Genomic DNA, 13,015 nt, shown 5'->3' on the forward strand with positions numbered 1-13,015 from the left:
AGGTATTGGCTTTCCTGAACCCCCAAAAGCACAACCGTATTACTCATTGAATGGACAGTCTAATTGTCCGGTAGTTTCACTCTGTTTTTTTCGCATTCTTTCAAAAATATTGCTTTTTGGCTTTTCTTCCTTATACATACAACTATCGGCACTAGAAATACGGATAATGTGATGATAAAAGCGATGCCCGATACAATTAACTCAATCAACAATGAAAAAAACAAACATGCGCTTTGGTCAGTACCCTTGCTTTTATCGCTATTCCTAATAATGTCTAGCTTTTACAGCTTTCTACTCTTCCATACTTTGGCCGAATATTTTGCGATAACAATAGGCATACTCATGTGTGTCGTCGCGTGGCAGACCTATCCATTTACCCGTAATAATTTTTTAATGTATCTAGGATGTGGATATTTCTGGATTGCGATACTCGACATGATGCATACACTAACCTACAAAGATATGAATATTTTTGCTAATAGTGGTGCCAATACAGCCGTACAACTTTGGATAGGAACCCGATACCTCGAAGCCTTGCTATTATTGAGCGCACCCATCTTTCTATCCACCAATCTGAACCGTCTAGGCGCTTTCATCACCTTTGGAATCGCTGCCTCAGTAATTTTCTTATCGGTGATGACAGGTAATTTTCCTCAGGGATTTATTGAAGGCAAGGGACTCACACAATTTAAAGTCCTAAGTGAATATGTCATTATTCTACTGCTCTGCGGCGCAGGATACTATTTATACAGACAGCGAAAACTACTAGACCAGAAAATCCTAAATTTGGTCTACATTTCAGTTGGATTCACTATATGTGCGGAGCTCGCCTTTACGTTCTATATCGATGTTTTCAGCCTGTCTAACCTACTGGGGCATATATTCAAGTTTTTCTCGTTCTGGCTGATATTTGTATCAATCGTACGCACAACGTTGCGGGAACCTTTTACCGTAATGGCGAGAAACGCATCAAATTTTAATGCTATACCGCTAGCGACGATAGTCGTTGACGATAAAAACATCGTACGCCAGGCTAATCGTAGCGCTGCCATGCTCATAGGTCGGGACCATTCGACGATCGTTGGCTCCAATGCTCATTATTTTTTTCACCCTCAGCGTTACTCTGAGCATCAATGCGAAATTTGCCGCAGCACAAAAGAAGGTTTCGTCATGAACTGGCGTGAGTTTGAGTTAGACGATGACGACACTTGGTGGGCATATTCTCTCTCTCCCGTATCGAGTCAAACCAATACACTCGGAATGATTCAAGTCATACGTGACATCACCGATCGTAAACACGCAGAAAAAGAGTTGATTGACTATAGAATCAATTTGGAAGAACTGGTCGAGGCCCGTACTCGAGAACTGGAAATTGCCCGTGACCAGGCACTAAGCGCTACAAAAACAAAATCGGCATTTCTTGCGAATATGAGTCACGAGCTAAGAACGCCACTCAATTCGATTATAGGTTTTACTGGCATAATTAAGGGAGGCATGGCAGGCCCTGTAAACGAAGTCCAAACCAAGCAACTGGAGATGGTTTATAGCAGCGCCAACCATCTTTTGAGAATAATTAATGACATACTCGATCTCTCAAAGGTTGAGGCAGGAAAAATGGAAGTCGAAAAAGAATTTTTTCTTGCCTCTGATCTTGTTGAGGAATTAAGAAACCAAAATGCAGTGCTTTTTGAGAAAAAATCTATTGATTTCCACGTAAAAGGAACGCCCCCTTCGGTGGAGATATATAGCGATCGCAGTAAGCTTTATCAAATTTTGTTAAATTTGATCAGCAATGCCCTTAAGTTCACCAAAAAAGGAAGCGTTACCCTTTCTTATAGTGTAAAGCATGATGACTTAGAAATATCGGTTGAAGATACGGGCATCGGTATTCCTGTTGATGAACAGCTTCGAATCTTTGACACATTCCACCAGACTCGTGAAGATAAAATCGCGGGTGGAACGGGGCTGGGACTCGCAATATCGAAGAAATTTTGTGAAATGCTGGGAGGCAATATCAAACTTCGCAGTGAACCAGGCAAAGGTAGCATATTTACTATTACCCTTTACAACTGCATCAATCGCGAATATCAATACGAAAAGGAAGTGGACAATTAGTGATTCACTTCGCGTACAAATGACAGCAGACGATATGAGTCTTACCTACAGATGACGTTTCTGGATATTCCAAGCGGCAAATATCCTTAGCTTCTTTACACCTTGGTGAAAAATGGCATCCTGCGGGTGGGTTGATTGGCGATGGCGGATCTCCCTCCAAACGTATTATTTCCCGTTTTGATTCTTTATCAACCGCTGGAACCGCTGATAGCAATGCTTTCGTATAAGGATGCAGGGGATTCTCTAATACTTCGTCAACCTTACCTTGTTCCACAATTCGCCCCAAATACATAACGGCCACCTCGTCCGCAAGATAGGCGACAACGGATATATTATGCGTTATAAACAAATAGGAGATATTGTGTTTATTCTGTAGTTCTTTCAGCAAATTCAATATTTGTGCTTGAACCGAAACGTCGAGTGCACTAGTAGGCTCATCACACACAATGAGTTTAGGATTAACTGCCAGCGCACGCGCAATGCAAATGCGTTGTCGTTGGCCGCCCGAAAATTCGTGAGGATAGCGCTGGCGATGTTCAGGCGACAACCCTACCTGAGTGAGTAATTCATCGACTCGCTGCTGACGTTCCGACGAAGCATTTCCAATGCTTTGCGCAATCATACCCTCTTCAATGATATCGCCTACCATCATCCGTGGATTCATTGATGAAAATGGATCTTGAAATATGATCTGAAACTCAGATCTACGACGCCTTAGCTGTGATCCACTTAAGCGTGTCAAATCGGCGTTTTCAAATAAGACTTTACCTGCGGTTGGACGTATCAATTGCAGGATTGCTTTGCCAACCGTGGTTTTCCCACATCCTGATTCTCCTACCAAGGCTACTGTACGCCCCTTGGGCAGACTTAGCGAAACACCATCTACGGCGTAGACATAACCCGCAACGCGCTTGAGTACGCCTTTCAATATTGGGAAATGTACTTTTACGTTGCTTACATCCAATAATGCTTGCCCAGCGTCGACGTTTGAACGCTGAACTTCGTCAAAACTTTCAAACTGTGTACTGCTCTGCTGTTGTTTCCCTTCTTTCGAGGAGTAAAGATGACACCGCACTCCGCGTATGGGTGTGTGCGCCATCCATAGCGGTATCTGAGTTTTACATAAGTTCCAAGAGCGATTACATCTAGGCTCAAAACGGCAACTATTGAACTCCTGATTCAAGGATGGAACACTGCCTGGAATCACGGCTAGACTTTGGTCACGCTTAGCCATGTCTGGCAACGCATCAAATAGTTTTTGGCTATAGGGATGCTCCGGATGTTTGAAAAAACTCTTGCTCGGCGCCTGTTCTACGATTTGTCCAGCGTACATAACAGCGACTTCGTCGGCCATCTTTGCGACGACACCCAGATCGTGGGTAATCATCATCACCGCCATATCATTCTTCTTTTGCAGATCTTTGATTAGATCCAGTACCTGTGCCTGTATCGTCACATCCAAAGCTGTGGTCGGTTCATCAGCAATAAGCAAATCCGGCTCCCCGGCAAGCGCGATCGCAATCATCACTCGTTGTTTCATTCCACCAGAAAGCTGGTGCGGATACTCGTCAATGCGTTGAATCGGCTCTGGAATTCCTACTGACTCTAGTAGCTCGATTATGCGTTGACGAGCGCGGATACCGGTGAGTTTTTTATGACGCTTCAACACTTCGCCGATTTGCGTTCCAACACGGAGCACCGGGTTTAACGAAGACATTGGTTCTTGGAATATCATGGCTACACGATTGCCACGTATAGCGCGCATTTCGATTTCCGACATGCTGAGAAGATTGCGGCCGTGCAATACAATTTCGCCGCGTATATTGCGTGACGCCTGTGAGGGGAGTAATTGCATTATGGAAAGCGCCGTCATGGATTTTCCACACCCTGACTCACCCAATAGGCAGAAGGTTTGACCTTTGCGTATGGAAAAACTGAGATCGTCAACGACGCGAACTTTGCCCTCTCTGGTATCAAACCAGGTTTGCAGATTCTTCACTTCCAGCAACATATCGGACATAGGAGTTAACGCTTCCGTATTCTCGGATCAAACGCGTCTCTAACAGCATCTGAGAACACATTCGCCGCCAGAACCAGGATAAACATAAACACAAAGGCGGCAAGAAGAGACCACCACACGATAGGCTCGCGAGCCATTTCCAAACGGGCGCTATTGATCATATTGCCCCAGCTATGCATGGTGGGATCAACACCTATGCCTAGATAAGACAACACTGCCTCAGCCAACACCAATCCGCTAAAGTCAAGTACAACGGCGATAAGAACGATGTGCATGATGTTTGGTTGTATATGTCGTATTAACACTTTCCACGCCGGTACGCCAAATGCGAGAGCTGACTGCACATAATCCACTTCTCTAAGCTTCAATGTCTCGCCACGCAACATGCGACACAAGCCTGTCCAACTGGTAATACCAAGAATGACACATAAGAAAAAAAGCTTTACATCTGTACGTTGCAATTCTGTTTCGAACATATCCGGATGATTGGCTATGTAGACCTGCATCATAAGCACCGCTGCAGCAATAAGAAGAATTCCCGGAATTGAATTCAGCGTCGTATAGAGATACTGTACAAGATCATCTATCCATCCCTTGAAATAACCAGCCGTAATTCCCAGCAGTATAGCAAACGGCAACATTATTAGAGTCGTGAGCGTGCCGATTACCAATCCGGTGCGTATACTTTTAATACTTTGATAAAGCACATCCTGACCTACCTTATCGGTACCAAGAATATGATATTTGTCACCTAAAGCTGCAATAAGTCCAACGAGTACGCAAAACAAGCCTACTGTCGCCCACACGCTGCGCCACGGTAGTTCAGAACGCCCCTTAATCAGATTCGAGAACACGGCGCCATAGGGTTGGTTTCTTGAACGGGTAAGCACGAGACAAAACATGGCTAACAACAATAGCCAGAAAATAATACCAATAAAAATTCCTTTAACTACTCTTGTAAAAATATCATTGAATCTATCCTGCTCCGGGTTGACGAGATGGGCGCCTCCATAGACTAGTCTGGGATAAAGCCGCTGTTTAGTTCCGTCATCACGCTCGACAGTTTCTTTACTATACAAGTGCGTGGCAAAAGGCGACGAATAGGTTTTCTCCTGCTGCGTTCGAAGCGAGAACATCACGATGTCCATCAAACTCAATACTTCAGCAGAATAGTTCACCTGTCCACTATCGTTAACATCAGCCAGTTTGCTGCGAAAGTGTATTGAATCCAATAAACCAATAACAACGTAGAGCAACAGAACGACCAGAGCGACCATTCCCATACGACTGCGTGCCACTTGTCGCCATGGATCACGCAAATGCGCCTTTTGGCTGGCCACGCCTGCGAACACACTAATTCCGATGACCAATAGTAGTATTAATGCATCCGTCCACAACACAACTGGTGCAGCCTGCTTCCAAATCACGCTAAACACCGACAGCATGACTAGCGTTATTGCCGGCAGCAAAAAGACAAGCATTCTATTTTGAAATAGTACGTTCATGATTAGGCCAGGCGTATCCTCGGGTCAACCAACGTATAACAGATATCCGTTAACAATAAACCAATGATGTAAAGAACTGATCCCAGAAACACCATGGATCGAACTATTGCAAAGTCCTGACTGTTTATTGCATCGATAGTGTAACTTCCCAAGCCGGGAATTCCGAAAAAGGATTCGGTGATCAAACTACCCATAAACAATAGCGGAAGAACGGCGACTACTCCGGTTAATATCGGTATCATCGCATTTTTTAATACATGTACGAACAAAACAGTAGCTTCGGCCATACCCTTAGCACGTGCGGTTCTGACATAGTCTTTCTCTATCTCTTCCAAAAAGATTGTACGATACCAGCGCGTACCTGACCCTATGCCCGAGATCACGCCTATTATGACGGGTAATATGATGAATTTGATCGAGTCAAAGCCGGTGTCATATCCAGATATTGGAACCAGATGCAAAAGCTTGCCTACAACAAATTGCCCACCGATGATATAAAACATTCCAGAGACTGACATCAGCACCACACACAGAAATACTCCCCAGTAATCGATATAGCTTGCACGAAAAAAGGCCACAATCAGGGCAAAGGTAATATTCGCCAATATAGCAATGACAAAAGTGGGCGCAGCTATCGCAAGACTTGGCCCCATACGCTGCGTAATATCATATGAAATGTCGCGACCTTCGTCTGACCGTCCAAAGTCAAATACGAACAAACGTACCGAATTTTCAAAAAAGATCGTGTCCGTAAAACGTGCGCTTCCATCTTCCTCACTATTCCAAACAACAGGTTTATCGTATCCGCGCTCTGCTTTCCACCGTTCGACTGCTTCAGGTGTTACACGTTTCGCGCCTAATTGCATTCGCGCCATATCGTCTGGTGTGTTTACAACAAAAAACAAGGTAAAAGTAATCAGATTTACACCGATTAAAATAGGAATGGCGTAAATAGCACGTCTAATTATATATGCGAGCATATTCCGCTTCTCCTCACTACGACGGCTTCACAGCTGGTTTGTGCAAGCGATGGCGATAAACCAGGAAAGCCGGTACTGCGCTGATGAAAAATAAGGTCAGGAGTATGTAGATTGGCAACGTCACAGGCTTGTTCCACTGTTCCCGCTTTTCATCTCGCAATCGCGTATCGATACGTTTATATTGCAGTGTATTGTGCGACATAAGATTGGGTTTCGCATTCTTAAACCACTCATGATAGAGACCGAACTGTTTAGGATTCATCCCCCAAATCCACGGCGCATCCTCTTGAACAATGCTTACCATTTTATCGATAATTTCCATCCGTTTTGGACTATTGGGCATGTTCTTCATCTGCTCAAACAGTTTATCAAAGTGACTATTGCTGTAGTTAGCTGCGTTCTCACCATTTTTATTGACCTTCGCATTAGGACCATACAAAAGAAACAGGAAATTCTCCGGGTCAGGATAATCCGCATTCCAGCCCCATACAAAAATCTGCGCGGTCCCCTTCAGCATTTTCTCCTGAAAGCGGTTATACATGGTATTGCGTATATTCAGCTGAATATCAATCTTCTTGAGCTGTTTCACATACCAGTTCAACCTTGCCTTATCATCTGGTCCACTGGCCGTAATATCCAGATTCAAAATTAGCGGTGTATTCGTTTTTTGATCGATACCATTTGTGAAACCCGCTTCGGCCAAAAGCTTTTTTGCGTAGTCAATAGATTTTCGTTTTGGCTTTCCATCGACCCAGTCATAAACGAATGGATTAATGCCATTCTTTCCATCTCGATAGCCATATATCCCTGGGGGAATCGGCCCCTGCGCCGGAATTCCTCTTCCATTTGCAAAGATGGAAATAAATTCTTCATAATCGATGGCAATAGAGATTGCCTGACGTAATTTTTGATTAGCCTTAGATAGACCACCCACAACAGGGTCTTGCATATTAAAGCCCATATAATAAACAGACGAAGCAACAACAGTTGATAGGCGGATATTTTTCTCGGTCATGCTTTCACTCAAACCGACATCCCCTTGCGCAGAAAACTGTATCGCCTGATCGAAACTCTCCGAACTGATGCCGGAAGTGTCGTAATAACCCTGGAGGAATTTATTCCAATAAGGGATGGTTTCTTTTTCCGGCAAGTAAATCGCTTTATCAATAAAAGGCATTCTATTGCCCGCGTCTTCCAGCAGACCAGCTTCGCGATCGCCAGGCTCTCCGCGAGTCGGATAGGTATCACCTCGATAGTTAGGATTGCGTTCCAATAACATTTTTCGATTGGGATTGTTTACGGTAAGCATAAATGCCCCCGTTCCGACCGGGTACCAATCTAAGGTAATATTTTTTTCCGCCATTCCGTTTTGTGCGTAAAAGCGATCAACTTCCGGCGCCATTGGCGCAAAGAAAGGCATAGCCAACCAATACAACAGTTGAGGGTATTTTCCTTTTACTCGAATACGATAACTATACCTGTCAACGACCTCGACGCCTTTAATCTGATACGAAGTCAGATCGAGAAAAGTTTTCCCTTGTTTCTTTAGCTCTGCATAATCGTTCTTTAATTGTTCGCCAAATTCACTCAGACCGACTATATATTCGCTCATTGTGCCAAATATTGGTGAATGTATGGCAGGATGTGCCAGACGCTTTATTTGGTATACATAGTCACCCGCTTCAAGATTACGCGTCCCGTTAGCTTCAAAATCTGCCAGTTCATATTTGTCGTCAATATCCTCTGCCTTCAGTTCGTGATAAAGAAAATTGCCCTCGCCATCTTTCGCAAAAGCAGGATGTGGTTGATAAAGTATCCCCGGTTTGATGCGCACCAGGTATTCGCTCTCCGCAACTTTGTCTGTTGGCGCATTTTCACTTAGTTGTCCACCGTCCTTGTCGTAATACGTTACCAGTGGCATGCGATAAGCCGTCAATTCGGTCAATTCGTAGGGACGTTTCAGGTAGTGATATTGCAAAGGTGGTTCATAGATTTGACCAATGAATGCGTATTCGTTGGAACTGTACGATCGTGCCGGATCAAGGTGTTTGGGGCGTTCACTAAAAGAGGAATAGAGAATATTTTCACCGCGTTCAAGACTGGAATATGGATTGTTCCAAGCGCCATCGCCACAGGCTGTCGCCAAAACCCATACAAGTCCCGTAGTGAATACTTTCGTCAGCCCTGTTTTTCGCATGAATTTCAATTGATTGCCTAGTCAGTGCTAAATAATGCCAGTTTCTTTTTTATGATGCCAATCAGGATTGGGGTACGCCGCGTTCTAATCGCATACAAAACCTGGAGTTTTAGACAAGCAAGAAAATCGCCAGAGAATTAAAAGAACGAAGAAACTTTGCGCAACATTGCTACTCAACACTAGCAACGAATAGAACGAAAACAGTTAGATTTGATTATTGTTTGAGATCAAGACTAGCCATCTACCGGCGACGTTTAGACGACTTTTTCCAGCACGCCTTTCTCTCCTTGTATGCGAGCAAGTACTACCGCCCCGCACGCGTCGCTAAAAACATTAACACTGGTGCGGCACATGTCGAGTACACGATCTACAGCCAAGATCAAGCCTATGCCCTCTGCCGGAAGACCTATCGCCCCAAGGATAATTGAAATCGCCACCAGGCTGGCAGATGGAATGCCTGCTACACCGATTGAGGTTAAAAGCGCGGTCATTACGATGGTAAACTGAATGCTGAAACTAAGCTCCAGGCCATAGGCCTGGGCAATAAAGATCGCGGCAACACATTCATAGAGCGCTGTCCCATCCATGTTCACTGTTGCGCCCAGCGGCAACACAAAACTGCTGGTACGGTTTGAAACACCAGCATTCTTTTCTACACAATCCAGAGTCAGTGGTAATGTCGCAGAAGAAGAACTTGTAGAGAACGCGGTCAATAGTGCCGGCGCCATGGCTTTGTACATCAGAAATGGATTTTTGACGCCGCCGACGAAACGCAGGATAAGAGGCATACTGATTAAAAAATGCGCTAACAAGGCAAGCAATACGGACAAGAAAAACATCAACAACGGTTCAAAGGCTGCCAGCCCGGTAGTAGCAATAACTTTAGCCACCAAACCAAATACACCAATGGGAGCGAATTTCATAATCAGGTCCGTAATTTTCATCATGACCTCAAACACGCCTTCCCAAAAACTACGCATGGTATCGCCTGGTTTACCTTCCAACTTGGCGACAAAATAGCCAAATAGCAAACAGAAAAAAATCAAACCCAACATTTGGCCTTCGGCAGCAGCGCTTACAATATTGGGCGGTATCATGCGCAGGAAGACTTCGGCAATATCCCCTGCACCCTTCCCTTCAACCTTACTCATAAACGAATCTGTGTCGGCCTGCAAACCGATAATCTCTTTCGCTGGCTCTCCATCAACAATCCCCGGTTGAAGAGCATTCACCACCAGCAAGCCAATTAGTATTGCTACCAGACTAGTGCCCACGTAATAGAGCAACGTTTTGCTACCAAGTTGTTTCAGAGAGCCCGAGGCGCCAATACTCAACATTCCGGTGATGATGGCAGAAACGATTAGCGGCACAATAATCATCTTCAAGGCATTAAGAAATAACATGCCGATAAAACTATAGACGTCATAAAAACGTAAAGTACCGATCCCCATTTCGGTACCAGTAATCATTCCAGCAATGATTGCCAGTGCTAAAGCAATCAGAATTTGCCAGTGCAGTTTTATCTTAGTCATGTCTTCACCTCTGTTTTCGATAAAACAAAAACGGCACCCTTAGGTGCCGTTACGTTATCAACCTTCAGTCGATTAAAGATTTCCTGGAAACTTTTGTATTTCAACCTCGTCTTTGATGCTTTTAAGCATAAAGCCGAACTCATCCATACCAATACTGTTGGCAATTCGGTTATTCGCGTCACTCTTCGTATTATCATCTGCCGCTTCATCGCCATCCTTAATAGCGAAAAGCGTCATAACGACAAAGTCCCCATTCGCAAGAGAGAAACCTTTGTTGGTAGTTGCGCCATTAGCTGGACGCGCCGCGGAGAATACTTCACGGCTGATCTCCGGGCCGAGAGTGGAATCATTACGTTTTACCCATGCGCGTTTTTCAGCCTTCTGTTTTTCCGCGTTGGCAACAGACTCGATATCACTTCCGGAATTCAACTTTTCCAACGCCTTGTTTCCGGTTTCTTCGGCCATCTTCTTTGCGCGTTCGTTCTTTAACTCATTCTCGATGCGTGTACGCACCTGATCAAGCGGACGCACTTCAGCAGGACGATATTCTTTCAAACGGATGACCACGGCGTGTTGTTCGCTGAGTTCTATCATTGGGCTGTTCAGACGCTCACGCATAACATCTTCACCAAAGGCCGCGTCAATCACCTTGCGGTTCGATGCAATTGCGCCTGGACCTCCCCCTCTTCCAAAGAATGGGGTTGACTTGATTTGCAGCCCAAGCTTATCACGTGCTTCGTCAAGACTGTCCGGCAATTCATAGGTCAGATTTGACAGCTTTTCGACCTTATCAAAATATTCCTTTTCGGCTTTTTGACGCTTAATGTCGGCAGTAATCTCGTTCTTAACTTCCGCAAGCGGCTTCACCGCTCCACCGCGTACGTCTTCCAGCTTGATGACGTGATATCCGAAGGAAGAGAGTACAGGTTTACTTATCTCACCTTTCTTCAAAGAGAATGCGGACTTCTCAAATTCGGGATCCATCAACCCTTTTCCAAAGAAATCTAGCATTCCGCCATCACTGGCAGATCCAGGATCAGCCGAGTGAGCCTTTGCCAGCTTTGCGAAATCTTCGCCCGCTACGGCTTTCTGATAAATCTCTTCAGCCTTGGCTTTGGACTCATTACTACTGCCTTCGATCAGGATATGCCGTGCTTTGCGCTCTTCTGGCGCAGAGAAACGATCCTTCTGATCGTCATAATATTCGTCGATTTCTTCGTCACTGACTTCAATCCCGCCTACCAGATCCTGAACTGACAATTCCAAATAGTCCAACATGACTTGCTCTGGCGTTTTATATGTTTCACTGTTGGCATCATAATGCGCTTTTACATCGTCATCAGAGACGTTCACACTTTTCTTGAAATCTTCGCTCTTAATGCGGATGTACGAGAGTTCACGTTCCTGGTTCTGCAGTTTCAGTGTAGCCTTTACCGCAGAGCTTGTGGCAAAACCTGTTGCCGCAATACCTTTTACGATTTGGTCTGCTAACAACGCGCGGCGGATTCGTGCTTCAAAACTGCTAGTAGGCTCACCCGACTGACGCAAGGCCATCTCATAAGCAGTTTTGGAAAACTTACCATCTTCCTGGAAGGCTTCAATCTGTTGCAAGGTTGTAAACAGTTGTCCATCGGAAACTACCATGCCTGCGTCCAGTGCTGCACTGGTGAGCACTGCGTTATCTACAACGCGATCGAGCGCTGATGTCTTGATTTGTTGATCAAACATATCGGAATCAAAATTCTCGCCGAACATCTGCTCCATACGAGCGCGTTCATTATTAAACGCTATTTGATATTCATAGACAGAGATATCTTTTCCAGCAACAGTGGCAACTTTCATTCCTGCTGTATCATCACGAAAATATTCGTTGATTCCCCAGAGGGCGAAGGAAAGGATAATGGCACCGACGATTAACCAGGCAAAAAAACCCTGGGCACGATCACGTATGACTTGCAGCATAGGCTTCCGATCCGCTTTTGATTGAAAAAAACAAAAAAGGGCGCTCTAACCAGAGCGCCCTAACTGTATGGCGGAGCGGACGGGACTCGAACCCGCGACCCCCGGCGTGACAGGCCGGTATTCTAACCAGCTGAACTACCGCTCCAAAACCGAAAATGGTGGGTGGTGAGGGACTTGAACCCCCGACATTCGCCTTGTAAGGGCGACGCTCTACCAACTGAGCTAACCACCCGGGTCTCTGAAGGCGGCCTAATTTACCGCATCCTTCAAGAATTTTCCAGGTTTAAATCCAGGAACCTTGGCAGCCTTAATTTCAATTGGCTTGCCAGTCTGTGGATTACGGCCAGTACGAGCCGAACGTTCCTTAACCACAAATGTACCAAACCCTACCAGGGAAACTTGATCGCCGTCCTGTAGCGCTTTTGTCACAGAGCCTATCAGAGCATCCAGAGCGCGCGTGGCAGATGCTTTGGATATATCAGCGGTTTCAGCGATGGAGTCGATCAATTCAGCTTTGTTCACGTTACTGCTCCCCTTCGTTGTGTCGAATTTCGTGAAAAGAAAGGCCGCCTTCGCTGGCGGCCTATTATGTAGCCTTGAGGTCCGCATTTATACCAGTCTGGCTAATGCCGGTCAAGCGAGTGACGCCTTAATTTTTTTTGTCGTCATAAACGAAAAGCCTAAAAACACAGCAATAAAACTGC

8 protein-coding genes and 2 tRNA genes are annotated in these 13,015 nt (G+C 45.2%); 1 reads left to right on the forward strand and 9 read right to left on the reverse strand.

The annotated features are described in order from the left end of the window. Positions 1-171: 171 nt before the first annotated feature. Positions 172-2,115: an ATP-binding protein gene (locus tag OEZ43_07115; GenBank protein ID MDH5545346.1), complete on the forward strand. Its 1,944-nt coding sequence runs from the start codon at positions 172-174 to the stop codon at positions 2,113-2,115. A 4-nt stretch (positions 2,116-2,119) separates the two neighbouring features. On the opposite strand, the gene OEZ43_07120 is transcribed toward OEZ43_07115, so the two are convergent. The 9 genes from OEZ43_07120 to OEZ43_07160 form a co-directional block, all read right to left on the reverse strand. Next, complete coding sequence (locus OEZ43_07120; protein MDH5545347.1) at positions 2,120-4,135, reverse strand: ABC transporter ATP-binding protein; 2,016 nt, start codon at positions 4,133-4,135, stop codon at positions 2,120-2,122. Between the two features lie 5 nt (positions 4,136-4,140). Further along, a complete protein-coding gene (locus OEZ43_07125; GenBank protein ID MDH5545348.1) occupies positions 4,141-5,580 on the reverse strand; it encodes an ABC transporter permease in 1,440 nt (479 codons plus the stop codon). Positions 5,581-5,642: 62 nt separating this feature from the next. After that, on the reverse strand, positions 5,643-6,620 hold the full coding sequence (locus OEZ43_07130) for an ABC transporter permease (protein MDH5545349.1): 978 nt from the start codon (positions 6,618-6,620) through the stop codon (positions 5,643-5,645). A 16-nt stretch (positions 6,621-6,636) separates the two neighbouring features. Then, positions 6,637-8,817, reverse strand: a complete 2,181-nt coding sequence (locus OEZ43_07135) for an ABC transporter substrate-binding protein (GenBank protein ID MDH5545350.1) — start codon at positions 8,815-8,817, stop codon at positions 6,637-6,639. A 254-nt stretch (positions 8,818-9,071) separates the two neighbouring features. Further along, on the reverse strand, positions 9,072-10,349 hold the full coding sequence (locus OEZ43_07140; GenBank protein MDH5545351.1) for a dicarboxylate/amino acid:cation symporter: 1,278 nt from the start codon (positions 10,347-10,349) through the stop codon (positions 9,072-9,074). Between the two features lie 72 nt (positions 10,350-10,421). Continuing rightward, positions 10,422-12,311 (reverse strand): SurA N-terminal domain-containing protein, encoded by a 1,890-nt coding sequence (locus tag OEZ43_07145; protein MDH5545352.1) that lies wholly within the window; start codon positions 12,309-12,311, stop codon positions 10,422-10,424. A 68-nt stretch (positions 12,312-12,379) separates the two neighbouring features. Further along, positions 12,380-12,456, reverse strand: a tRNA-Asp gene (locus OEZ43_07150). Between the two features lie 11 nt (positions 12,457-12,467). Next, a tRNA-Val gene (locus tag OEZ43_07155) sits at positions 12,468-12,543 on the reverse strand. Between the two features lie 17 nt (positions 12,544-12,560). Continuing rightward, positions 12,561-12,833 (reverse strand): HU family DNA-binding protein, encoded by a 273-nt coding sequence (locus OEZ43_07160; GenBank protein ID MDH5545353.1) that lies wholly within the window; start codon positions 12,831-12,833, stop codon positions 12,561-12,563. Positions 12,834-13,015 lie beyond the last annotated feature (182 nt).

The organism is Gammaproteobacteria bacterium (assembly GCA_029881255.1).
Lineage (GTDB): Bacteria > Pseudomonadota > Gammaproteobacteria > S012-40 > S012-40 > JAOUMY01.